Consider the following 24,615-nt stretch of genomic DNA (forward strand, 5'->3'; position numbering starts at 1 on the left):
TACGCAGTCATTCCTGTAGCGATGCAGGCAACCGCGACCGCAGCCCAACGCACCGGCAGACGAATCAAACCGCCGCCGGCGCACACGGATAACCAGCGCGAGGCCTTTTACTTTTGCCAGAGCCTCGCGTCATCTGATACGGAACGCCGTCATGCTAAGCCGAACCGCCGATCACCTCTTCTGGATGGCACGCTACATGGAGCGCGCGGAGAACACCGCCCGCATGCTCGACATCAACCTGAAGGCGCTGCTGTTGCCGCAAACGCCCGACCAGGAGGCGCGCGCGCAACGCTCGGTGCTGCGCATTTCCGAACTCGAAAGCGCCTTTGCGCAGCGCTACGACGAGCCGACTCGCGAACATGTGCTCGATTTCATGGTGGCCGACGCGACCAATCCGTCGAGCATTCACTCATGCCTGCAGGCCGCGCGTGAAAACGCCCGCGCCGTGCGCGGCACCTTGACGACCGAATGGTGGGAAACCATCAACGACACCTGGCTCGAATTCAACGAGCGGAGCCAGTCCGGCCAGGCGGTGAGCAATCCGGGCGCGCTATTCGAGTGGGTGAAGTTCCGCTCGCATCTGTCACGCGGCGTGACGATCGGCACGGCGTTGCAGGACGACGCGTTCTTCTTCACGCAGCTCGGCACGTTCCTCGAACGCGCCGACAACACCGCGCGGATTCTCGACGTGCGCTTTGCCGATGTCGAGCCGAATTCACGCGATGCCGCGCGCCAGCTCGAAGACTTTTACTACTGGACCTCGATTCTCAGTTCGGTGTCGGCGCTGGAGATTTATCGCAAGGTGTATCGCGATGTCGTCACGCCGGCGCGGGTCGTCGAACTGATGATCCTGAACCAGCAGATGCCGCGCTCGCTGCTCGCTTCGCTCGAAGGCGTCTGCGCGAATCTCGCGATGCTGCGCACGCCGGGCTCGAACCAGTGCGAGCGGTTTGCCGGCAAGCTGCGCGCCGAACTGGTGTATTCCGACATCCGGCAGATTTTCGAAACCGGCCTGCACGCCTATCTGACACAGTTCCTTGCTCGCGTGTTCGAGCTCGGCAATCTGGTTGCGCGTACCTATCTGATGCTGCCAGTTGCCTGACGGAGTTCTTTTTATGTACCTGACGATCCGCCACGACACGTCCTATCGCTATGAAGCGACTGTCCATTATTCGATCCAGCAACTGCGTCTGACACCGGCAAGCGGCGCCTCGCAGGTGGTGCGGCGCTGGAGCATCGATGCGCCCGGCAAGCTCGACGCTACCTTCGACGCCTACGGCAATGTGCTGCATACGCTCGTGATCAACAAGCCGCATGGCGAGATTCGTCTGCATGTCGCGGGCGAAGTGGACACGATTCCGCTGAAGGATGGCCACTTGCCCGACGCAGTGGGCCCGATTCCGCTGGAGCATTTCACCTGCTCGACGCGTCTCACCGAGGCCGACGCGGCAATCCGCGAGCTGGCCGGATCGGTGCCGAGCCTCGCTACGTCCGGCAATCTGATCGCGTTGTCCGAACAGATCGTGCAGCGCGTGAAGTACAACCCCGGCACCGCTGAAGTCACCAGCACGGCCGCCCAGGCGCTCGCGCTCGGCAACGGCGTGTGCCAGGACCATGCGCACCTGATGCTGGCCTGCTGCCGCGTGCGAGGCATTCCGGCGCGCTACGTGAGCGGCTACATCGAACCCGGCGAGGGTCGCTCCGAAGGAGGTCCCCTTGGGGGAGAGCACGGCGCGAGCCACGCATGGGTCGACGTGTGGCTGGACGGCAAGGGCTGGATTTCCGTCGACGTCACACACGCCGCGTTTGCCAGCGAAATCTACTGCCGGCTGGCCGTGGCGCGCGACTACGAAGCCGCCGCGCCGGTGCGCGGCCGGCGGATCGGCGGGCTGGAGGAAGAGCTGAAGGTATCCGTCACGGTCAGCGCGCAGCAGCCGCAATAGTGGCGGCGACGGCTGGGCAGCAGGGCGTCAGGGCCGCGCCAGGCCGGCAGAGGGGCGGCTTGGCGGCCCATTGCAGGGCGGCTTGCCGGCAACCGGCGAAGCGTTTAAGTGAGCGTTAGCCCGCAGAGCTGTTCAGAATAGGCGCCCGGCGGCCGTAAAACCGGGTAATGCGCGTGCGCGCCGCATTACAATAGCGCCGTTCTGTCGTTTTTTTGCGGGTACTTTTCCTTATGACTTACTGTGTAGCGATGTCCGTCGACGACGGGCTCGTGTTCCTGTCGGACACGCGCACCAATGCGGGCGTCGATCACATCAGCACCGCGCGCAAGATGTCGGTGTTCGAGCAGCCGGGCGAACGCATGCTCGTGCTGCTGGGCGCCGGCAATCTGTCGCTGACGCAAGCGGTGCTGCACGAGCTGTCCGAGCCTGCCGATCCTTCGCAGCCCACGCTCTGGAACGCGCCCACCATGGCCGACGCGGCCCGCGTGATTGGCCACGCGGTACGCAGCGTGCATCAGCGCGAAGCGGAGGCACTGCAGGAATTCGGCGTCGAATTCAATTGCAGCTTCATTCTCGGTGGCCAGATCGCGGGCAACCGGCCGCGCCTGTTCATGATCTACGCGGCGGGCAATTTCATCGAAGCGTCGGCTGTGAACCCGTATTTCCAGATCGGCGAGGCCAAGTACGGCAAGCCGATCATCGACCGTGTGCTGACGCCGTCCACGCCGCTTGACGAAGCGGCCAAGTGCGCGCTGATTTCGATGGACTCGACGCTGCGTTCGAATCTTTCGGTCGGGCTGCCGCTGGATCTGCTGGTGTACGAGAAGGATTCGCTGCAGGTCACGCGCTTCGTCTCGATCGACCACGACAATACGTACTTCGAGATGATTCACCGCACGTGGGGCGAGCGGCTGCGTCAGGTGTTCGGCGAGATTCCCGATCCGGACTGGCAGGATTCGCCCGATGTGCCGCTGCTGCAGCGCGAGCGGGCGCTGGTGCTGCATCGCGCGCCGGTGGGGGCGGATGGCCTGGAGCATGAGCTCGATGCGAAGCCGGCGCAGACGTTGGCGCAGGCGGAGAAGGGCAAGGCGCAGCGGCGCTAGGGCGTCCGGCGTAGAGATACAGGCCTGCGGGCCGGGAGCATCACACCAAGGTCGTCGCGAGCCTGTTAAGGGCTTGCCGGCGGCTTTTTTCTTTTGTGGGTCCCTGTTGTGCGTTCCCGTTGTGCGGGTCACGCTGAACCCGCGGTGCATGCTCGTTCATCCACGTGCGGCGTGACCCGGACGGGCCTGTCCTCGCCGCGAGCACCAAAATCAGGAGGCGAAAAAAAACCAGCCACAGGCTTGCGCCTGTGGCTGGTCTTCAGCTGCCTGTAGCTTCAGCAGTCCGTCAAGTTCGATTAGAACTTGTGGCGGATACCCAGGCTCAGGATTTCTTGCGAGCTCGAAGCCGACGATGCGCCGTACGAACCGACCGAAGCCGTCGCCGTCACCAGCGAACCGTCTGCAGCACGTTGGTTGCCGCTTGCGTGCTGGTAGGCGCCAACCAGGTAGAAGTCGGTGCGCTTCGAGATCGAGTAATCCCCACCCAGCGAAACCTGGTGATACGTCGCCGACGTATCGCCGCTTGCCTTCGTGTAGATGTAGCCGAGGCCCAACAGCAGTGCCGGCGTTGCCTGATAGCCAAGGTACGCGCCGCCAACGTTGAACTTCTCGCTCGACGTGAAGCCCGTCGATGCGCCGTCCGGCTTGTACTGTGCATTGCTGTAACGCGCTGCGACCGTGAACGGACCCGCGACGTATTGCACTGCAACTTGAGCGATACCGATCGACTTGGCCGACGAGTACGTGTTGTTGATCAGCGAACCGTCAAACGTGCCGTCCGACGTGCTGCTCCACGAAGCGCCCGTTGCCGAGTTGACCTTGCGCGACGTTGCCGACGAATTGTTGTCTGCCAGGAAGTAGCCTGCTGCGATGCTGAACGGACCCGTTGCATAGGTTGCTGCAGCCGACCACGTTTGGCCCGAACCCGTTTGACCCGCCACGCCGCCGAGTGCGTACATGCCTTCGAACTGGAAGCCGCTCCACACCGGCGAGGTGTACTTGATCGCGCTGCTCGTGCGCGAGGAGTTGTCGTTGTTGTCGACGTCGCCCGGCGTGGTGAAGGTGGAGCCGAAGTAGTTGTCGCCCGTCAGCGGCTGAACCAGGTCGACCACCGGGTCATATTGACGGCCGATCGTCGCGGTACCCCACGAGTCGCCCGTCAGACCAACATAAGCTTGACGGCCGAACAGTGCGCTCGTGCCGTTGTAGCTGCCCATCTTGCCGTTGTTCGGGTTGAAGCCGCTTTCCAATTGGAAAATCGTCTTCAGGCCGCCGCCCAGGTCTTCCGTACCCTTCAGGCCCCAGCGGCTGCCCTGCAGATTGCCTGCAGCGAGGCCCACCGAGTTGGCGTTCTTGCCGTTGGCATCAACGGTGTTGTGAATGTACTGGACCGAGTCGTCGATCAAGCCATAGAGGGTGACGCTGCTTTGAGCGTGTGCCATGCCGGTGACGCCAAGAAGCGCCAGCGAGAGGGTAGACAGGGCGATTCGTTTCATCCATTTCTCCACGCAGATGATTAGTTTGTTGTTGCGGAAAGGAGAATAGCTCACGGCCTCAATGGGCAAGAACTGGAAAAAAAAGAGTGTCTCCAAAAACCGACAAACGACGCAAAGCCTTGTATTTAAAGCCCGTTAACGATTGTTGCTATTTCAGCAATATTAGTTGGTTGACTTCGCATTATTGTTGTTTTGTTGACAGTGAAGGCTTCGGTAGCTGCGATTTAGACACTTGTTTGAATGGCGTTTGTAATCTAGTCGTCTAGCTTTCCTTACCGCTTTGGAGCGTCCATATAAAAACCGGAACCGTGTCCCGCTTGACTGAAGTGCTAGACAGGATTTCGGCGTTGTGAGCAGACGCAACCGTTGCGAGTGCAACTTCCGGTCGAGATCTGACGTTGCGCTTTGCCGTCGTGGCAGGCGGTTTCGGCCCGCTGCCATGGTCCGCCGCCGTGATGCCCGCGTCGGGGCACGCTCTTCTGGCTGTGTCGGGGTGAAGGCGCCCGCTTCAGTCTTGATTCGCCACGGTCGTTACCGTCCCCCGTTGCGGCGCGCGACGGCCGCGGCCGCCAGTCCAGCCGCTGCCGCAAACAGCACCGAGGTCCACGGATGCCGTCTGACATAGCGATCGGTGGCGACGGCCGTGCGGCCCGCTTCGGCCAGCGTAACCGCGGCGGCGCGCGTCGCTTGTGCTTCGGCAAGCACGACAGTGCGGCCGATCTTGACCGCGGTCTCCCGCGCTGAAGTCTTTCTTCGCGGTTCCACCTGCGGCAAAGCCGATGCCGGCGCTGCTGCGGCGCGCGCCGCTGTTCCAGTTGCAGGCGCCAGTCCCTCTGCACCGGCTGCGTGGTCTTCCGTGCGAGGCGGCGCATCGGCCGATCCTTTCGATACCGTCGATGCCGCCAGCACCGAGGCAAGCTTGGCGCGGCTGCCGGGCGGCGAGTTTTCCTGCATGCCCCATCCGCCGCGCGGATCGTGCATGCGCCCGCGCGCTGCCGAAAACTCCGCGCCGAGCAGGAGCACGGCCGCCGAGAAGTACAGCCACATCAGCAGCACGGCCAGCGAACCGGCCGCGCCGAACGAGCTCGCCATCCCGGCGTGCGCGATATACAGCGCGAACAGTTTCTTGCCGGCCGAGAACAGCACCGCTGCGACAATCCCGCCGACGAGCGCATCGCGCCACTGCACCTTGGCATCCGGCAGAAACTTCAGCAGGCCGGCAAAGGCGAAGGCCAGCACCAGCAGGCCGACTGCGAGTTGCAGCAGATTGCCGATCGCCACATATGGTGAGTTGCCCCACAGCCATTTGCCGATGAACGTAATGACCGTATCGAGCACCAGCGAGACGATCAGCAGAAAGGCGACGCCGAGCACCAGGCCGAACGAAATCAGGCGCACGCGCACCAACGCGATCACGCTCGACGAGCGCGGCCCGGTATACGGCCACACCAGATTGAGTGCGCTATTGAGCGACGAGAAGGTGGCCGAGGCGCCGATCGCCAGCATCGTGAACGAGATGATTGCCGCGATGCCGCCGGCGCTGCCGCTGTGATGCGCGTTCTCGACGATGGTCTGCACGCCCGCGGCGGCCTGGTCGCCAAGCAGGCCGTGGATGTGGGTGAACAGCTCGCCGCGCGCGGCCGCGTCGCCGAAGAACCAGCCTGCCACGGCAATCACCATGACCAGCGTGGGCGCGAGCGAGAAGGCCGCATAGAAGGCGATGCTGGCGGCCATGGCTGCGCAGCGGTCGTCGGCGAACTGCCTGAATGCGCCGATTGCCCAATTGGCCTGCTTGCGCGCTACCAGTTGGAGGTTTTCGGCGGAAAGCGTGTCGATGTCCATGGTCGTTCTTCTCACGGGGAGACTGGCGCGCGATGCGCCGTGTGCGTGCCATTGAGGTCGCCTCGATGCGGCCTTTACCGCCTTCGCATCGACGTCTTTCACAAACCCTGTGCCTGTCACTATAACAAGCGCTTCATGCACGTGCGTGTGACACGCCGCAAGCGTCTGTGCCGTTAGAATGCCGCTGGACCTTCACACTTTTATCGCTATGCACTCGCACGAACTCGTCAAGCAACTGGATGTCATCCCCGCGGAACAATTGAGCGCGCATTTGCCCGCGCATGTCGTCGGGAATCTGCCGGCCCAGGGCGTGACCGTATTTGCTGTTAGCGACGACGCTTCGGACACCGCTGAATTCAGCGCGCGTTACGGTTTCGGCTTGGAGGACTGCGCCAACACCATCGTAGTCCGCTACAGGAAGGAGGGCGCCGAGCATTACGCGGCGCTGGTCTCGCTGGGCTCGCTGCGTCTGGACATCAATGGCGCCGTGAAGGCGGCGTTGGGTGCGCAGCGCCTTTCGTTCGCCAAACGGGAGGCCGCCGTGGAGCACAGCGGCATGGAGTTCGGCGGAATCACGGCCTTCGGCCTGCCGGAAGACTGGCGCATTCTCGTCGACGCGGCGGTCATGGAGCGCGCTCAGATCGTGATGGGCGCAGGGGTGCGGGCGGCCAAGTTGTTGTTGGCGCCCGAGGTGCTGCAGCAGTGGCCGCGCTGTGAAGTTGCTTCGCTTGCGCTGCCGGCCGAGTAAGGGTTGCGGCGTGCGTGACGCCGCCGAATGGAGGCGTCACGCAGCCGCTCGCCTGACAGCGCCTCGCTGCACGCCGGCGAGCGTTCGCTCAGATGATCAGACGGGAGACCTTGGTTCCTTCGAGCGAGATACCGGCCATCAGGCCGCCGTTCGTCAGCACAAAAGCTTCGACCGGGCTGGTGGCGGTCGACGTATCGACCGCGCCGTTCGCGCCGACCTTCAGCACGGCGACCGTTGCATCGGCGCCTGCCGCCCATCCCTGGCTGCTGAGGAATGTGTTGAGTGCTTCTTGTGTCATGAACAGGAAAATCAACGCTTTGGACTGAGCGCCGATCTGCAAACCGAACGAACCCGCAACGGTGCTGTAGTAGCCGGTTGTGCTTCCAGCCACACGCAACGCGCCTTCGCCGTATTGCCCGCCAATCCAGAAGCCCGCCGAAATCACCGACGGGAACACGAGCACGCCGCGCGCCTTCGCGACCAGTTCACGCGAGCCGGCGACGTTCGCGTAAAGGCGTGACAAGGTGGAATCGACGCCGGCGTTGATCGTGTCGCGCTTGCCGGCGTTCGCCGAGGGAGACGCGCTCGAGGATGGCGAGGTGGTCGTGCAGCCGGCGAGGCCAAGACCCGCCGTGGCCAAAGCGGCGCTCGTGGTCATGATGAATTGTCGTCTGCGCATAATCGTTCTCCTTGTGCGTAATGAAGGTTGCGTTTTCTTGTGTAACAGGGCGTGCTGTGGCGCGGCTTGTCCGTACACCGGCAGCCCCTATGCCCGCTAACCAGCATTTCGCGTGCCCGACGCCACAGCCCGTGGGTCAGACAACCGTAATGCGCTGACGTTCGCAGGGATTCGCGGCGTTCAACGTCGCGAATCCCTCGATCCTTACGCCGCCGGACGGATATTCTGATTGTGGCGGAACAGGTTGCGCGGGTCGTAGCGGTTCTTCACGGCGACGAGACGCGCGTAGTTCGGTCCATACGCGTCAGCCACCCGGCCGCCTTCCTCCTGCGTCATGAAGTTGACGTACACGCTGCCCAGCGCGAACGGCGCGGCCGCGTCGAAGAACGCGCGGGCCCAGGCAATGCAGCGCTCGTCGTCGCTCGCGTCGTCCCAACGGCCATGCACGTTCATCGCGTACTGCGTGTCGCGGCTCGAATAGGCCGTGGCTTCGACCGGCACCCGGCTCGTCTGTGCGCCGATCTGCCCGAAGAAGATTTCGCATTGCGGCGAGGGCAGCTTGCCGATCGCATCGATCAATGCGTCGATGAGACCGTCCGATATTTTGTCGAGGTTGTGCGACTTCCAGTAGTTGCGAGCGCCCGGCGTCAGCAGCGGATCGAAAGCCTGTTGCCACATGGCGTACGGCATCGGCCCAAGATGTTCGCCGACCGGCGTGCCGAAGCCGCGTACGGCCTCCACCACGGACGGCCCGTTTTCGACCGGACCCGAGTAGCACATCGCGAATACGATGACCGGCTTGCCGTGCGCTTCGGGCGGCAGGAACGGCAGCGGCGGCGCAAGCCGCAAAACGGCCCATACGCTCAACTCTTCCGGCATCTGTTCCGCAGCCTTGCGGTACTGGAGCAGGGCATTTTTCGCCTGATCGAGCGGCAGCACGACGAGGCCGCCGTACACGAGCGGTCCAACCGGATGCAGCGCGAACTCGAAGCGCGTCACGACGCCGAAATTGCCGCCGCCGCCGCGAATCGCCCAGAACAGATCGTCATGCGAGCCGGCGCTCGCGCGTAGCAGCTCGCCGTCGGCGGTGACCACGTCCGCTGAAATCAGATTGTCGACGGTCATGCCGTATCTGCGGCTCAGCCAGCCGAATCCGCCACCGAGCGTCAGGCCTGCCACGCCGGTGGTCGAATTGATGCCGAGCGGCGTGGCGAGCCCGAACGCTTGCGCCTCATGGTCGAAATCGCCGAGCGTGGCGCCTGGTTCGACATACGCGCGCCGCGCTACCGGATCGATCTGGACCGATTTCATCGGCAACAGGTCGATCACGAGGCCGTCGTCGCACAGCGCGGTGCCGGCAATGTTATGGCCGCCGCTGTGTACCGCCAGCGGCAGATTGTTGTCGCGCGCGAACGCCACGCCACGGCGCACGTCGGCTACGCCGGCGCAGCGCAGGATCATCGCCGGATGCCGGTCGATCATTGCATTCCAGATGCTGCGGGCCTTGTCGAAACCCGCGTCGCCGGGCCGCAACAGTTCGCCCCGGATCGCGGCTTTGAGCTCTTCAGCGGCGCTGCTGGACACGCTAACCATGACACACCTCCACACGTGATGGGCGACGCTCTCGAAGCACAATTCAGCTGAACAAAGTAAATTGAAAGCGTCTGGACAGGTTCAAACTGCGTCCAGTAAACGGCCCCGCTTCCGTAAGTCAAACGAAGGTAAACCCGCGTCTGCGATCGACGCCGCGCGAACGCGCGCGTGGCAAGTGTCCGCGCGTCGCGGCACGAGTCATGGCGCCGTCGCCGCTGCGTATGGTGGAAATGCTTCGGGAAAAGACCGCGAGGGGAAGTGTTGGTTGTGCTCCGTGGTGGTGGCCGCGCGGCGACACTTTCGCGGACGAACGGTGGCATTTTCGGTTACGTGGCGTGCGGAAGTGTCGATTTACACGCTGTTTCGCACGGAGGATTATGCCCGTATCGACTTGTTCGCAATCCATTGCAGGGGAGGCGTCATGTTCATGCAAGCTCTCGTTCTCAAGCAGCACAACGGCCCGCTCGAACTGACCGAACTGCCGCGCCCCGAGCCTGCGCGGGGTGAGGTGCTGGTGCGAATCGCCGCGAGCGGTCTGAATCCGCTCGACACCAAAATCCGCGCCGGCACCGCCGGGCACGCGAGACATCCGTTGCCGGCGGTGCTGGGGATCGACATGGCCGGCGTCGTCGAGGCAGTGGGCGCAGGTGTCGACAGGTTCAAGGCAGGTGACCAGGTATACGGAATGACGGGCGGCGTGGGCGGCCTGCAAGGCTCGCTGGCGCAATTCGCATCCGTCGATGCGGATCTGCTGGCCTTGAAACCGTCCAATCTCTCGATGCGCGAAGCCGCTGCGCTGCCGCTTGCTTTCATCACGGCGTACTCGGGCATTGTCGATCGCGCGCATTTACGCGCAGGGCAAACGGTGCTTGTGCATGGCGGGGCGGGCGGGGTCGGATACGTCTCGGTGCAGTTGGCGCTCGCGCTCGGCGCGAAGGTTTCAGCGACGGTCAGCGAGCGCGACCGTCGTGTGGTTGAGGCGCTCGGCGCCAGGCCGATCGACTACCGTGCGCAGTCGGTCGAGCAATATGTCCAGTCCGCGACGGATGGCGTGGGTTTCGATCTGGTCGTCGATACGGTCGGCGGGGCGACGCTCGACGCATCGTTCGCCGCAGTGCGGCATTTCGGCCATGTGGTGAGCGCGCTCGGGTGGGGCACGCATGCGCTGGCGCCGCTGTCGTTTCGGGAAGCCACCTATTCGGGCGTGTTCACGCTGCATGCGTTGCTTTCCGGCAAAGGCCGCGCGCATCACGGCGAGATGCTGCATGTGGCGGCACGGCTCGCTGAAGAAGGCAAACTCGCGCCCCGCCTCGACGCACGGCGCTTTGATTTGAGTTCCGCGCAACTTGCTTACGACGCACTGGCCGACGCTAGCGCGCGAGGCAAGGTTGTGGTCGAGGTGAGCTGAGCACGACGTTGAACGCGCGTATTGTTGCGTGCTTTTGGATCGGCCCTCGGCGAGGCCGCCGTTCACGATCGGATTCCGACCCGTAACTGCCTGATTCGGCTTTCACAGTTGTTTAGTGGGGCGGCGCACGGATAACCGTTGTGCGGACGCGGTGTGATGGTCGATGTGTGTAACGGAGCGTGCCTTGTTTGCGCGAGTGGTGGGTCGGGCTGCGTCGTACTGTCTGTGTGATTGCCCTCACTCCTGTCTTTTTAAATTCTCTTTTGTGTCCGGGCAAACACATAGGCGAAACGTTTGTTCGCGTCGCGGTCCACTCATCTACCCGGGAACTGCTTACTCTTGAGTAAAGAGTTCGCATGCGATCGCTCGGTTCATCTGATGAAGCGATCCGGGATTGAATTGGCAATAATAGTTTGGACTGCATATCTAAAGATAGAAATTTGCGGCGCTGTCAAAAACGGTAATTAACGCTCTTTGACAGTTGTGCAACGCAATTAATCGAAAAAAGGCCGGCAATCCCGTATTGCGTTGGGTAGCGCACGGTCATCGGATGGCGCTCCGCATAACTTCAACCTCCATCAGGCCCCTGCTGTGCTCTTTTCAAACCTTTGTTCGTGCACAGCCAGTCGCTTCTTCCGGATCACGTCGAATCGGAAAGGGTTTCTCTGCGAATGAGATGCCGGGCATCGCGTGGTTTTCGTGCGATGCCCGGCAATGTCGACCGGGCTTTGAAGTTTCATTTTTTACGGCGAACAGAGATTCACTCGCTATCTGGGTCGATCTTTCGATCGATATGATTAGGAGAATAAAATGAAAAAGCAAAACGGGGACGCGCGGACGTTGAGGACAGGACGAGCGGTATTGGCGGTTGCCGTGAGTCTTTATGCGGCGATGACGAGTGCTCAAACGAGCGCGGCTGCACCGCCGGAGCCGTCCACAAGTTCGGCGAAGTTGATGGTTGCGCAAGTATTGCCGGTTGATTGTGCGTTATTCGATGCGCTCAGCTGCAAGCTGGAAGACAGTGGATCGCGGACATTCGGTGGAAGTGGGGTAGCTGCGGACGCGGGCCTGGGGTCGACATCGGCATCGGGTTCGCAGGGCAGCAATGGCAGCGGGATTTCGTCGACTGGGTCGAGCGCTAACGGCGGTGGAGGCGGATCGACGTCCGCCTCGGCGGGACTCGGTGCCGGGAATACAGGGAGCGGCAGTGGGGGAAAGGGTGGGACGGGGAACGGTGGGACAGGTAGTGGTGGGACAGGTAGTGGTGGGACAGGTAGTGGCGGGACAGGTAGCGGTGGGACAGGTAGCGGTGGGGCAGGTAGCGGTGGGGCAGGCAGTGGTGGGGCAGGCAGTGGTGGGGCAGGCAGTGGTGGGACAGGCAGTGGTGGGACAGGCAGTGGTGGGGCAGGCAGTGGTGGGGCAGGCAGTGGTGGGGCAGGCAGTGGTGGGACAGGCAGTGGTGGGACAGGCAGTGGTGGGGCAGGCAGTGGTGGGGCAGGCAGTGGTGGGACAGGCAGTGGTGGGACAGGCAGTGGTGGGGCAGGCAGTGGTGGGACAGGTAGTGGTGGGACAGGCAGTGGTGGGACAGGCAGTGGTGGGACGGGAAGTGGTGGGACAGGCCACGGTGGGACGGGAAGTGGTGGGGCAGGCCACGGTGGGACGGGAAGTGGTGGGGCAGGCCACGGTGGGACGGGTAGTGGTGGGACAGGCAGCGGTGGGACAGGGAGTGGCGGGACAGGCAGCGGTGATGGCGGCCACGGCCATGGTGACGGCGGTCACGGCGATGGCGGGAAAGGCGACGGTGGCCACGGCAATGGCGGTCACGGCGACGGTGGCCACGGCAATGGCGGTCACGGCGATGGTGGTAAAGGCGACGGCGGTCACGGCGATGGCGGCAAAGGCAACAGCGGTCACAGCAGCGGCAACGGAGGCAACGGAGGCAACGGAGGCAACGGAGGCAACGGCGGCAGCGGCGGCAGCGGAGGCCACGGCCATTAACGCATCTTGCTAACCTGAGCGAGCGCACGGGCGGCCGGCAAACGGCCGCCCGTGCCGCTTCAATCACGTGCCTTCTCAAGCTCCGCAAGCATCCACTCGACCCGATCCACGGAAACACAAACAACGCCCGCCTGCCAGCGTGCAGTCCGTGATTAAATACCGAGGCCTCGCTCGCCATGTAAAACGCTAGCGCCATGCCCCGGCGGGCACATCGCAACAGTCCACTCAGAACGGAGTTCGCGTTGAACAACAAACAGGCCTTGCTACCGCAAGCCCCCTTGCGAATTGCGGCTGCTCAAGCGCAACCGGTTTCCGGCGATATCGCGTCGAACATTGCCAGGACAGTCGAACTGACCGGCATTGCCGCCGACCTCGGCGCGAAACTGGTGGTCTTTCCCGAAAAATTCCTGAGCGGCTACGAACCCGACCTGATTGCCGGCGACCCCGCGAAATACGCCTTCGACGAACACGACGCGCGGCTCGAACCGATTCGGGAAATCTGCCGTCGGCGCGAGATCGCCGTGATCGTCGGTGCGGCAACGCGCAGTATGGGCAACGCGAACGGCCTTCATATTTCGTCGCTGGTATTCAACCGTTCCGGCGAGCTGATCGAGCCGTATCACAAGCAGCATCTCTACCGCAGCGAGACGAAGATTTACCAGCCCGGCATACAAGGCTGCATGCTGGAGATCGACGGATGGCGGCTCGCGCTCGGAGTGTGCTACGACGCCGGTTTTCCGGAGCACGCGCGCAACGCCGCGGTGAACGGCGCGCACGCGTATCTGGTGAGCGGGCTTTTCAGCGTGAAGACTGGCTATCACCAGTCACGTGTCTGGTTTCCCGCGCGTGCTTTCGACAACACCTTGTACGTGCTGTTGTCGAACCACATCGGCACCACTGGCGGCTGGGAAACGTGCGGGGCGAGCGCGATCTGGGGCCCTTATGGCGACGTGGTGAAGGAAGCCGGCCGCGATTGCGAAGAAGTGATCAGCGCGCTACTCGATCCGGCTGTGCTAGCCGATGTTCGCGAGCGCGAAACGGTGCTGGCGGATTTCATGGCGCACGCCGACGAGGCGGCGGGTGGCTACGTGGTGCGTCGTCTGGATTAATCGCACGGCGGCGTCGCTCAACTGCCATTGCCCTGTGATTGCCCGGCATCGCCGGGCGGCGGAATGCAGCACGTCATCCGCTACAATGACGCGCACTACCCACCTGGAGACTCGCCTTGAAATCTATCGTTGCTTTGGTCGCCGCGGCTGTTCTTTCTTCCACGGCGATGGCCGCTTCCACCATTGAGAAACTGCCTTCCGGCGTAATCGTGGAACATCTTACGCAGGGCACGGGTGCCCAGCCTGCCGCAGACGATGTCGTGAAGGTCAACTATCGCGGCACGCTCGCTAACGGCACCGAGTTCGATAGCTCGGCGAAGCATGGCGGTCCGGCAACCTTCCCGCTCAACCGCGTGATTCCGTGCTGGACGCAAGGCGTGCAAAAGATGAAGGTCGGCGGCAAAGCCAAGCTGACCTGCCCGTCGGCCACGGCTTATGGCGAGCGCGGCGTCGGCCCGATTCCGCCGAATAGCGACCTGACGTTTGAAGTCGAGCTCGTCGGTATCGTCAAGTAATATCGCGCGAAGTGCGCTGAGACCGAACCCCGCTCCGGAGATCGAAGCGGGGTTTTTTCTTTTTCAGCGCACTACCGCGCTGCATTGATCCGCTGAATTCTATTTGCGATGAAGCATCGAGATGCTCGCGCGGCTATCGGGCCTGACATGTCTTCGATCGTCCGAATTATCTGGAAGAAGGAAAGTTCTGGTCTTACTCGGCCGGCGCAAATAGCATCGACACATACGCACTAGTGGAGACCGCAATAAAGCCGACGCCGAAGAACATCCGCGATCGACCCATTCAATAAGAACCGGGTCGGCGGAGCATTGATCTACTATCGGAGATTGACGGGCTCGAGCGCCGACAGTCCGATCGTCAGGCAGCGCGGCACGTGCAATCGGATCACATAGGGAATCGGCGTGGCGTATGCGCTTCGCTAAAAGCCGCGGCGCCTTTTTTAAAGTCCTGTTGCACTCGGTCGTTTACCCTCTGCGCGTGCGACGACACTGCAACGGCCGCTTTGCGCATTCCGGAAGATCCAGCCGTTATTCGTCGCGCGTCAGGAGCGTTTGCCATGAACATCGACTTTCATTACGGGGTGGTCTATATCGTCGCCCGCATTGGCGGAATGGCACCCGCTGAGGCGCTCACGGTGGCGCATGCCTGCCAGTATGTCGACGACGCGACCACTTCAGGAATACTGCGTTTTTCCGGCGGCGAGACTTTCGAGCGTTTTGCCACCGCGCACAAGCTATTCGACTATACGAACACGGAAGACGACCAGAACCGGCTCGTATGGACCCCCTTTCATTTTCTGCCCGCCGGCGAGGGGGAGACGCTCGAAGAGAAGGCAGTGTGCCGGCCGGATAGCGCCGTGGCTCGCGAGGTGGTTCGCCGGGCGATCAGGCAGCGGGGCGGCGACACGGCACTGCACCGCCTGGGCGTGACGCTTCATGCGTACGTCGATACATGGGCCCACCAGGGTTTTGCCGGTATCGAAAGTCCAATGAACCGCGTTCATATGCTGGAGGCAGAAGATTGCACGCGGGAAGGCTGGCTTGCCCGTCTTACTCGCGCCACGCGGCATCTTGTCCAGCACATCGAGGAAGATGTACTGACGCTCGCATTGCCCGTCGGTCATGGGGCCGCGTTGCACTATCCCGACCAGCCGTGGGCGAAATGGCATTACATCGACGGCAGAAATGAAGCTGTCAAAAGGCACAATCTGCCGGAGTTCATGCAGGCGGCCGAGATGACTTGCCGCGCGGTGCGCGGCTATGTGGCGGGACGGGAAGATTTTGAATGCCAGCCCGGTTTGCCGGAAGATGCGAAAGCCGCGCTCACGAAGCTGCTCGACACCAACCGGAACCTGGACGACAACAAGCGTCTGCAGACCATTTGCGAAGCGGTGAAAACCGACGTCATTCCCGGCCTGTCAGAGTCGATTCCGGACTATGTGCCCAAGGGACTCGGCTCCTGGAAATACAAAGCCACCGGTTTGCAGTCCGACGACGACAGCGGGGACCGCCCCCGGTGGAGCGATATCTTCGAGAAAAGCGATTACCGGCGCTTTCACGACGCGGTCAAAGAGCACCGTTTCGTGATTACGCAGGAGATTCTGCCGGCTCGCGGACTACGGATTGCGTAAAGAGAGCGCGCTTTTGCGCGCCGTTTCAATAGCCGCCCCAACGGCCGCGTTCATGCCACTCATGCTCGCGCCATTGTTCGCGACGCCATTCACGTTCACGCCATTCGCGGCGTTCGCGCCACTCGCGTGCGCGCCCGTCGTCATAGCCGCCGTAGGCAACTGCTACCGGAGCCGGACCGTAGGCGACCGGCGGCGCAACATAGACGGGCGGCGGCGTATATTCGCCAACCGGAATGCCGATTCCAACGGCCACGTCCACGTGTGCCGATGCCACTGACGATGCCGCCAGAATGGTCAGACCGAGTGCCGCGCCAATGATCTTCTTATTCATTTTCCTTCTCCTTGCACGTCCGGATGCGATGTATCCGATTGCGACTGGCTTGCCACGGCTTTGCTTCTGAGTACGGTTCGGAGTGTAGAAGGACAGTTCGGACACAGGTGAAACAGCGCTGCGAGATTGGTAACGCGCGATTACCGGAAAAAAATGAACTGCCGCCCTTTGAATCTCCGGATGCTTGCCTATAGTAGAAGCGACTATTGCCGCATTGCACGGCGGCCGGCTTCTCTTGACATACGTGACGGGGAAACAGAAATGACGCCATCGAATGCTGCGATCTATCAGGCCCAGGCTTGTACGCCGGACTCATTGCGAACACTCGCCGCCTATCTCGAACTGGCACTCGACGAAGGAGAAAGCGTGGTTCTAATGCGGATCGGCACGCAGGTGCGCAGTATTTATGTCGGCAATCCGTCCGGCACCCTGGAGGATTTGACGGATCACGGTGTAGTGGCCGCTTTTCAGGCCGACGAGATGCTTGCACTGACGCAATTGGGACTCAACCGGATAACCGCCGACGATCAACAGTACCGGTTCGTGCGCAGTGTGCGGTATATCGCCGACCGCCAGGTTGTCGTTTTTACGCCGACTTAAGCGGTGGGTTCACAATGGTAAAAGCCAGGGAACGCGGCTATTGAGTAGCGGACGAATAGCCCACAAGCAACCGGCGAGTAGTTGAAGAGTAGCGAGCGAGTAGCGGACTCGAAAGGTTCGTACTCCACGGGATGCGTTCCCGCGCAAATCGGATGCCGTTTATAGGCGCGTAGATCTGCCTTTCTCGCGCTATTCATGGCATAGTGCGATCGATTACCACATAAGGAGCAATCAAATGCCCACGTTAGAGCAAATCCAGGCGAAGCTTAAGAAGCTCCAGGCGCAAGCTGACGTCCTTATCGCCAGGAAAGCACAAGCCGCGGTCGACCAGATTCGCGACCTGATGCTCAAGCACGGTCTGACTACCGCGGATATCGAAGCCAAGGCAAAGGCGAGACGCGCTGCGCGCGGCTTGAATGGCCATGCTGCAAGTGGCAAGGCAAAAGCCGCTGCTGCGGGTAAGTCGTTGCCGAAGTACCGCGACCATAAAACCGGCGCGACATGGACAGGTCACGGGCGTGCGCCGGCGTGGATTGCCGCAGTGAAAGACCGCACTCAATTCCTGATTGAAGGCGCAACTGAATTGAAGTCCGCAGCAAAGGCAGTGGCCACTCACGCGAAAGCCGGAAAAAAAGGCCAGCCTAAAGGCGCACAGCCGCCCAAGTACCTCAATCCGAAAACCGGCGCGACCTGGAGCGGACGCGGTCCGGCGCCGGCATGGCTCGCAACGGTCAAAGACCGAACCAAATTTCTGATCGATAGCGCTGCGGCTACCGGCAATGTCGCTGCCCAGAAAGTCGTGCCGGCGAAAAAGGCAGTGGCGTCCAAAGCGGCTGCAAAGAAGAGTACTGCGGCGACTAAAAAGACTGCTGCGAAGAAGAGCGCAGCCAGGCCCGCTGTGAAGAAAGCCGCGGCAAAGAAGGCTGCTGTGAAGAAAGCCGCAACAGCAAGGAAAGCACCGGGCCGCAAGGCGGGTAGTAAAGGTAAAGCCGGCGTGACGAGCGCTGCCGCAGCGCCACAAACCTCGACGGTGGAAGCCGGCGCGTGAGTGCAACGGAGTCGCGAAGTAGATGACTAGCATGCTCGACGTACCCCAGCAGGAGGACCGTGTCGTCCTGCTGGACTCTATTCCTCATCCGGCAGCCGACGCCGCCGAACCATTCATTGTCGCCAGCGACCGCCGGGTGATTCTGGCGTATCCGATTGCTGAATCCGACTTCGAACGGTTCGGACCATTCGATTCCGACGACGATCCATTTTGCACGGTGCTCTTTCCCGACGCCGTGTTTCATCGGCTTGGGCCGCCCGGCGATGTCGATCTCGAGATCCACCCACTTGCGCCGCAAGGGCTCAGTGGGTACTCGGTTCACGAAGTCATGAATTCGTCGCTGGCCGCGGAGATTTCGGCTGTTACCTCGTCCGGTCCTGCGCAACGCCATTTTGTCATCACGTTTCAGGGCGCGACGTTCGAATGCGTGGCGTCGGACTATACGGTGATCGGCGTATATGGCGCGGGCGAGATTGCCAGCCGGGAAGCCTTCGCGCTGGTCCGCTAGCGGTATGAGCGGTGAGTCGCGTCGCTGCGGGATGCGCAGCGCTGAGGCAATGGCTGCGCATCCCGTTGCTGTTTCCTTTCAATAACATTTTCCCGCCAATTTCGAACATATGCTCAATGACTTTTTTTAGCTTTTATTTTTGAAACATGTTAAAAAGCTTTCCGTCATCGTATATTGACATGAAGTCTTCACGCGATGAGGGCAGACTGGCATCAACGAATGGCGTGCTGCAGCGATTGAAGCAACGCTTTCGAAATTACATATAAATATATTACGAGGCATCGAACGCTCGATTGAAGCGGGTCTGAATCCAGGCGCGCGTCACGGAGAGCCGGCAGGTATCACATCGAGTGGTACATGTTTTCGGTGCAGCAGCGGTCGTCGCGGATCGGACTTGCCGGCGTAAAGATACGTAAAGGCAAGTCGCATGGGCCTGATCCGCGGTAGTACGGTCGCAAGGCGTCCGCAAGCGCGGGCGCGGTATCGGTACGCATTTGCTTCGCGCAAGTGCATGCGAATACGCCATGCCCATCGAAAAACTCCTTGTTCCGCTACCGGCGGGCCTGAAAGTCTACGTTGAACGTCACGTATTCGATCCGGCCTTCGAGAGTGTCATTCTGATCAACGGCGCGCTGGCCACCACGGCGTCGTTCGGACAGACAATCAAATACCTCGGCGAACGCTATAACCCAATTTGCTTCGATTTACCTTATGCGGGTCAATCGAAAGCGCATAACGTGTGCGACTTCGTTCTGACAAAGGACGATGAAGTCGACATCCTGCTGCATTTAATAGGCTTATTCGAGCCGAGCTTCCTGTTATCGGTGTCGTGGGGCGGGGTGGCGTCGCTGCTTGCGCTTTCTCGTGCGCGAACCAGCGTGAGGCGCGCGGTGATTGCGTCGTTTTCGCCGCGGCTCAATCAGGCGATGACCGCGTACGTGACCGCGGCACGCGACCACATCGCCGCCGGCGAAAACCTGAAGGCCGCGCAACTGCTCAACGATACCGTTGGCCAGCATCTGCCGCGCATCATGAAGCTCTATAACTACCGCTACCTCTCCACGCTGCCACGCGATGAGCAGGACCAGGTGGCGTTTCACGTCGACCAGATTCTGGCCATCCGTCCAGAGGACTACCTGCACGAGTTCCGCAATATCGAGTGCGGCTTGAAATTCCTTAACGGCGAGCTCGACGACTACACCACGCCTGAGGACGCCCGCTCGCTCAGCGCGCATCTGAAGCGCGCCGAGTTTCTTACGATCGAGCAGGCCGGGCATTTCCTCGATCTCGAAGGGCGGGCCGCGCTGCGTCAGGTTCGGACGGCTATTTTCGATTACTTCGGCGCTGCGCGGGTGCAGGCGGCGGGCCGTACGCTCGACGGCTTCGACGCGTTCGCTGCCCGCTCGCCCATCATGCCGGTGCCGCAACCCGCCATTGCAAACGTCGCAAACGTTGCGTTGCAAGCCACCGCCGATCACTCGTTCCAACAGGTCGAACTACCGTGAATATCGCTCAGAGCATCGCTATCGTCGTACCGTGGACGCTGTGGCTGCTGTATTGGATCGCGACGTCGAACCGCGTCAAGGAGACCGCACGCAAGGAGGCCTCGCTGTCGCGCACGTTGCAATCGATTCCGCTGATCGGCGGAGGCGCGCTGATCGTGCTGCCGGACTTCAACACGGCGGCGTTGTCCGTCGATCCGCATGCGATCGGACCGCTGCAGCTTGCCGGTTTCGCCGTGCTACTGGCCGGGCTCGCGTTTTCCGTGTGGGCGCGGCTGCATCTCGGCACCAACTGGAGCGTGTCGGTCACGCTGAAGGAAGGGCATGAGCTCGTGCGCAGCGGACCGTATGGACTGGTTCGTCATCCGATCTATACCGGTTGCCTGCTGGCGCTTCTCGGCGCCGTGCTGATCGGCACGCAATGGCGTGGTATGGCCGGATTGGTACTGATTTTCGCGTCGCTGGCCTACAAGGTGCGGGTCGAAGAGAGCTGGCTGACCGGTCACTTCGGCCGCGCGTATTCGCAGTATCGTCGCGACGTCGCCGCGCTGATTCCCGGTCTCTTCTGAGCGATCTGAATGACGAAAGTCATCATCACCGCAATCGGCTCGGCGGGTGACGTGCATCCCTTGTTGGGCATCGGCGCGGCGTTGGCTGCGCGTGGCCACGAGGTCGTCTTCTGCACACATCCGCCGTTCGCGGAAGCCGTCTCGCGCCAGGGTTTCGCATTCGTGCCGATCGGCACCGCCGCCGAATACGAGGCGGCGATGGCAAACCCGGCGTTATGGCATCCGCGTACGTCGTTCCGTACGCTGTGGGCGGTGATTGCGCCGACGCTGCGACCGCATTTCGACGCGCTGGCCGCATTGATCGATAACGACACTGTGCTGGTCGGCACGTTGTGGGCTTTTTCCGCCCGGTTGATGCAGGAGTTGTATCGCGTGCCGTTCGTGTCGGTGCAGGTGTCGCCGTCGACCCTGCTCTCGGCGCATGCGCCGCCGACCCATCCGCGGTTGACGATTCCGCGTGGCTTGCCGCTGGCCGTAAAAACGGCGCTGCTGCGGTTGATCGAGCGGCAGGTGCTCGACAAGGTCTGTGGCCCCGCATTGAATGCGTTGCGCACGGAGCTGGCGCTCGCGCCGGCGCGGCGCATTTTCGGCGAGTGGCTGCATTCGACCGACGGCGTGCTGTGTCTCTTTCCAGAGTGGTTCGCCCAAGCCCAGCCGGATTGGCCGGCGCCTCGCTGCCTCGCCGGTTTCCCGCTGTTCAACGACACGGGCGTGCACGCGTCCGATCCGCAACTCGACGCTTTTCTCGCTGCGGGCGAGCGGCCGGTCGTTTTCACGGCGGGCTCGACCTTGATCGATCAGGCGCGCTACACGGCTGCAGTGAGCGCGGCGTTGATGGAAAGCGGGCTACGGGGGATTCTTTTGACGCCGGATGCGCCTCGAGCCGACGCAGACACCGCCGTTGCTTCGGCGGACGGGTTGGCGGATGCGCAAGGCGTGCTGCTCAAACGGCGTTACATCCCGCTGCAGAAGCTGTTGCCGCGCTGCCGGGCGCTCGTGCATCACGGCGGCATCGGCACAGCGGCGCTTGCCTATGCCGCCGGCATTCCGCAAATAGTGACGCCGTTCGCGCACGATCAGTTCGATAACGCGCAGCGTGTCGTCGTCAGCGGTTGCGGTGTTCGGCTCGATAAACCGCTGCTGCCGCAGGCGCTTGCGCGTGCATTGAGGCATTTGCTCAGCAGCCCGTCGATCGCGACACAGTGCGGACGCGTGCAGGACCGGCTCGCATCGTCGCCGGATGGTTGCGAGGCGGCCGCGCGCTATATCGAAGGGTTCATGCCCACCGGCATGCGCGCGCAAACCGTCGGCCGCGCGTCTTTGCCGGCGTTTGCGGGGCATAGCGTATGAGCGTCGCTACGTCATTGCCGAAGCGCGCCGCGTCGGCCGACGAAGCGCATGGCACCGGCCCCGGCAGCGAGCGCAGCTTGCCCGCTATGCGAGGTGCGCAACTCGCCTTGCTGACGTTCGCGCTCTCGCTGGCCACGTTCATCGAAGTCCTCGACTCGACGGTAACCAACGTCGCCGTACCGGCTATTTCCGGCGGCCTCGGCGTGTCCAATAGCCAGGGCACGTGGGTGATCAGCTCTTACTCCGTGGCCGCGGCCATCGCCGTGCCCTTGACGGGCTGGCTCTCGCGACGGCTCGGCGAAACGCGCCTGTTCCTCGGCGCGGTGATCCTTTTCACGTTGACGTCGCTGCTTTGCGGGGTGGCCCGCGACTTTCACCTGCTGGTGGTATGCCGGGCCTTGCAGGGCCTCTTTTCCGGGCCGATGGTGCCGCTTTCCCAAACGATCCTGCTGCGAACCTTTCCCCCGGACAAGCGCGTCGTGGCACTCGCGCTATGGGCGATGACGGTGTTGCTCGCGCCGATTTTCGGCCCGGTGGTCGGCGGCTGGATCATCGACAATTTTTCGTGGCCGTGGATCTTCCTGATCAATCTGCCGATCGGCATCTTCTCGTTCGCGGTGTGCATGACCCTGCTGCGCCCGGATGCATCCGCCGGCAAGGCGGCACCGATCGATCTGCCGGGCATTCTGCTGCTCGTCGTCGGCGTCGGCTCGCTGCAGACGGTGCTCGATCTCGGCCACGACCGCGGCTGGTTCGATTCGCCGTTGATCCTGACGCTCGCGATCGTCGCCGGATTGGCGATCGGGGCGCTGTTGATCTGGGAGGCGGGCGAACGGCATCCGGTGATCGATCTGAGCCTGTTCCGCGATCGCACGTTTTCGTTCTGCGTGCTGATCATTTCGCTTGGCATGATGAGCTTCTCGGTGGTCGGCGTGATTTTTCCGCTCTGGCTGCAGGCCGTGATGGGCTACACCGCGTATCAGGCGGGGCTTGCCACCGCGCCGCTCGGCGTGCTCGCACTGGTGTTCTCGATTCTGGTCGGCATTCATGCGGCCCGTTTCGACGCACGCGTGCTCGCGACTTTCGGTTTTCTCGTGTTCGCGGCCGTGCTGTGGTGGGATGCGCATTTCACGCTGACCATGACCTTCACGCAGATCATCACGCCGGGTCTGATCCAGGGCATCGGCTTGCCGTGCTTCTTCATTCCGTTGACGGCGGCGACGCTCTCGCGGGTGTCCGACGACAAGCTCGCCGCGGCTTCCAGTCTGTCGAATTTCTTGCGCACGCTGTCGGCGGCGTTCGGCACGGCGATGAGCGTGACGCTATGGGACAACCGCGCGCTGTATCACTACGACGTCGTCGCGCAGTCCGTGACGAAATCGTCCGGCAATACGCAGCGCTTCGTTCAGAGTCTGCACGGCATGGGCATCGACGGCGCGCGCGAACTCGCCACCTTGCATCACGTCGTGCAGCAACAGGCCTACATGATGGCCACCGGCGACATGTTCTACATGGCAAGCGTCACCTGCCTCGTGCTCGCCGCGATGATGTGGCTTACGCGTCCGAAGCGCGGCGCGGTGATGGCGTTAGGTCACTGAGGAACTTCGAATGACGATCCTGGGCGCATTGATCATCCTGTTTCATCCGAGTGAAGAGCAGCTCGCGCGTGCGGGGGCGATGCATTCGGCGTGCGACCGCTTGCTGGTGGTCGACAACTCGCCGCTGCCGGATCTGCGCGCCGCGAAGATGCTGGGCGAGGCGGGCGTCGCGTTGCTGCATCACGGCAATCGCAACGGCATTGCCGGCGCCTTCAATTGCGGCCTGAGCGCGCTGTTCGACGCAGGTGCGGATGCGGTCGCGCTGTTCGACCAGGATTCCGAGGCGCCGGATGCTTACTTCGCTGTGATGCGCGACCGGTGCACGTCGATGAGTGGCCGGGCGTTTCTGGCCGGCCCGCGTATCTTCGATGAAAACGATCAACGTTTCCTGCCCGAACTCGCGACGAGCGGGTTGGCGGTGGAGCGGCTGTCGATACACGCCGACGCCGCGATGCAGCGCTGCGCGTTTCTGATTTCGTCCGGCTGCGTCATTTCCCGCGAGGCGTTCGCGCAGCTCGGCCGCTTCGACGAAACGCTTTTCATCGACCACGTCGACACCGAATACTGTTTGCGCGCGCTGCTGCGCAATGTGCCCGTGTACGTGGTGCCGTCGCTCGTACTCCTGCATCGGATCGGCTCACGGCGGCGTCACAAACTGGGATCTCTGGAATTGACGACGATGAACCACCCCGGTTTCCGCCGCTACTACAGCGCGCGAAATGCCATGCAACTGGCGCTGCAATACGGGCCTCGGTTGCCGGTGGCGATCGTGCCAAACGTACTGACGCTCTGGCAGGTCGTGCAGATCGTGCTGCTGGAAAAAGGCAAGCTGGCGAAGCTCAATGCGATCGCGCTAGGCCTGTTCGATGGGTTCTTCGGACGAATGGGGCCGCTCGAGCGGACGCGTCCGCGGCTCGCGGCGAAGGTGGCCAGAACCGCCAAGTGGGCTAATGCGGCCAATGTGGCTGACCCGGTACGGCTTGGAGAGAGCAACACGCCGACGGCTGGTGAGCGCGCAATGCATCGCCCCCGGCACTCATGAGG

21 protein-coding genes and 1 pseudogene are annotated in these 24,615 nt (G+C 62.3%); 17 read left to right on the top strand and 5 right to left on the bottom strand.

Going from position 1 to position 24,615, the window contains the following annotated elements; translation table 11 throughout:
* Positions 1–151 precede the first annotated feature (151 nt).
* The 3 genes from DSC91_RS03100 (at position 152) to DSC91_RS03110 (ending at position 3,046) form a co-directional block, all read left to right on the top strand.
* Positions 152–1,102: an alpha-E domain-containing protein gene (locus tag DSC91_RS03100; RefSeq protein ID WP_115776778.1), complete on the top strand. Its 951-nt coding sequence runs from the start codon at positions 152–154 to the stop codon at positions 1,100–1,102.
* Positions 1,103–1,115: 13 nt separating this feature from the next.
* Positions 1,116–1,943: a transglutaminase family protein gene (locus tag DSC91_RS03105; protein WP_115776779.1), complete on the top strand. Its 828-nt coding sequence runs from the start codon at positions 1,116–1,118 to the stop codon at positions 1,941–1,943.
* Positions 1,944–2,173: 230 nt separating this feature from the next.
* Positions 2,174–3,046 carry a proteasome-type protease gene (locus DSC91_RS03110; protein WP_115776780.1) on the top strand — a complete coding sequence of 291 codons (873 nt, stop codon included), beginning with the start codon at positions 2,174–2,176 and terminating at the stop codon, positions 3,044–3,046.
* 296 nt (positions 3,047–3,342) lie between these two features.
* Here DSC91_RS03110 and DSC91_RS03115 read toward each other — a convergent pair whose 3' ends face one another.
* Both DSC91_RS03115 and DSC91_RS03120 read right to left on the bottom strand, forming a co-directional pair.
* Entirely contained in the window at positions 3,343–4,542 is a 1,200-nt protein-coding gene (locus DSC91_RS03115; protein WP_115776781.1) for a porin, read from the bottom strand.
* 531 nt (positions 4,543–5,073) lie between these two features.
* Complete coding sequence (locus DSC91_RS03120) at positions 5,074–6,384, bottom strand: YihY/virulence factor BrkB family protein (protein WP_115776782.1); 1,311 nt, start codon at positions 6,382–6,384, stop codon at positions 5,074–5,076.
* A gap of 208 nt (positions 6,385–6,592) precedes the next feature.
* On the opposite strand from DSC91_RS03120, the gene DSC91_RS03125 reads away from it, so the two are divergent.
* On the top strand, positions 6,593–7,132 hold the full coding sequence (locus DSC91_RS03125; protein WP_115776783.1) for a YbaK/EbsC family protein: 540 nt from the start codon (positions 6,593–6,595) through the stop codon (positions 7,130–7,132).
* 88 nt (positions 7,133–7,220) lie between these two features.
* Here DSC91_RS03125 and DSC91_RS03130 read toward each other — a convergent pair whose 3' ends face one another.
* Together DSC91_RS03130 and DSC91_RS03135 are read right to left on the bottom strand one after the other, a co-directional pair.
* Entirely contained in the window at positions 7,221–7,811 is a 591-nt protein-coding gene (locus DSC91_RS03130) for a BPSL1445 family SYLF domain-containing lipoprotein (RefSeq protein WP_115776784.1), read from the bottom strand.
* 204 nt (positions 7,812–8,015) lie between these two features.
* Entirely contained in the window at positions 8,016–9,404 is a 1,389-nt protein-coding gene (locus tag DSC91_RS03135; RefSeq protein WP_115776785.1) for an FAD-binding oxidoreductase, read from the bottom strand.
* 421 nt (positions 9,405–9,825) lie between these two features.
* On the opposite strand from DSC91_RS03135, the gene DSC91_RS03140 reads away from it, so the two are divergent.
* From DSC91_RS03140 to DSC91_RS03160, 5 genes are all read left to right on the top strand, one after another.
* On the top strand, positions 9,826–10,812 hold the full coding sequence (locus DSC91_RS03140) for a zinc-dependent alcohol dehydrogenase family protein (protein ID WP_115779665.1): 987 nt from the start codon (positions 9,826–9,828) through the stop codon (positions 10,810–10,812).
* Between the two features lie 1,504 nt (positions 10,813–12,316).
* The gene (locus DSC91_RS37330; protein ID WP_162831323.1) at positions 12,317–12,823 is read left to right on the top strand and encodes a hypothetical protein; all 507 of its coding nucleotides are present in this window, start codon (positions 12,317–12,319) and stop codon (positions 12,821–12,823) included.
* Positions 12,824–13,052: 229 nt separating this feature from the next.
* Positions 13,053–13,919, top strand: a complete 867-nt coding sequence (locus DSC91_RS03150) for a carbon-nitrogen hydrolase family protein (protein WP_115776786.1) — start codon at positions 13,053–13,055, stop codon at positions 13,917–13,919.
* A gap of 167 nt (positions 13,920–14,086) precedes the next feature.
* Positions 14,087–14,434, top strand: coding sequence for an FKBP-type peptidyl-prolyl cis-trans isomerase (locus tag DSC91_RS03155; protein ID WP_229758277.1), 348 nt, complete (start codon positions 14,087–14,089; stop codon positions 14,432–14,434).
* 557 nt (positions 14,435–14,991) lie between these two features.
* A complete protein-coding gene (locus tag DSC91_RS03160) occupies positions 14,992–16,065 on the top strand; it encodes a DUF6765 family protein (RefSeq protein WP_115776788.1) in 1,074 nt (357 codons plus the stop codon).
* A 25-nt stretch (positions 16,066–16,090) separates the two neighbouring features.
* Here the strand turns inward: DSC91_RS03160 and DSC91_RS03165 are convergent, their stop codons facing one another.
* Positions 16,091–16,396: a hypothetical protein gene (locus tag DSC91_RS03165; protein ID WP_115776789.1), complete on the bottom strand. Its 306-nt coding sequence runs from the start codon at positions 16,394–16,396 to the stop codon at positions 16,091–16,093.
* A 261-nt stretch (positions 16,397–16,657) separates the two neighbouring features.
* Between DSC91_RS03165 and DSC91_RS03170 the strand changes: the two genes are divergently transcribed.
* The 8 genes and pseudogenes from DSC91_RS03170 (at position 16,658) to DSC91_RS03205 (ending at position 24,613) form a co-directional block, all read left to right on the top strand.
* Complete coding sequence (locus DSC91_RS03170) at positions 16,658–16,996, top strand: hypothetical protein (RefSeq protein WP_115776790.1); 339 nt, start codon at positions 16,658–16,660, stop codon at positions 16,994–16,996.
* A gap of 235 nt (positions 16,997–17,231) precedes the next feature.
* Positions 17,232–18,044, top strand: a complete 813-nt coding sequence (locus DSC91_RS03175; protein ID WP_115776791.1) for an H-NS family nucleoid-associated regulatory protein — start codon at positions 17,232–17,234, stop codon at positions 18,042–18,044.
* A gap of 22 nt (positions 18,045–18,066) precedes the next feature.
* Positions 18,067–18,552, top strand: coding sequence for a hypothetical protein (locus DSC91_RS03180; protein WP_115776792.1), 486 nt, complete (start codon positions 18,067–18,069; stop codon positions 18,550–18,552).
* Between the two features lie 524 nt (positions 18,553–19,076).
* Positions 19,077–19,916: pseudogene (locus tag DSC91_RS03185) on the top strand (alpha/beta fold hydrolase); the annotation flags it as partial.
* A 137-nt stretch (positions 19,917–20,053) separates the two neighbouring features.
* A complete protein-coding gene (locus DSC91_RS03190; RefSeq protein WP_115776794.1) occupies positions 20,054–20,623 on the top strand; it encodes a methyltransferase family protein in 570 nt (189 codons plus the stop codon).
* A gap of 9 nt (positions 20,624–20,632) precedes the next feature.
* Positions 20,633–21,973 (top strand): glycosyltransferase, encoded by a 1,341-nt coding sequence (locus tag DSC91_RS03195; RefSeq protein WP_115776795.1) that lies wholly within the window; start codon positions 20,633–20,635, stop codon positions 21,971–21,973.
* On the top strand, positions 21,970–23,571 hold the full coding sequence (locus DSC91_RS03200; RefSeq protein ID WP_115776796.1) for a DHA2 family efflux MFS transporter permease subunit: 1,602 nt from the start codon (positions 21,970–21,972) through the stop codon (positions 23,569–23,571). Before DSC91_RS03195 ends, DSC91_RS03200 begins: the two co-directional genes overlap by 4 nt.
* A 10-nt stretch (positions 23,572–23,581) precedes the next feature.
* Positions 23,582–24,613: a glycosyltransferase family 2 protein gene (locus tag DSC91_RS03205; RefSeq protein ID WP_115776797.1), complete on the top strand. Its 1,032-nt coding sequence runs from the start codon at positions 23,582–23,584 to the stop codon at positions 24,611–24,613.
* The last annotated feature ends 2 nt before the right edge of the window (positions 24,614–24,615 follow it).

The sequence above is a fragment of the Paraburkholderia caffeinilytica genome (genome assembly GCF_003368325.1).
Classification (GTDB): Bacteria; Pseudomonadota; Gammaproteobacteria; order Burkholderiales; family Burkholderiaceae; genus Paraburkholderia; species Paraburkholderia caffeinilytica.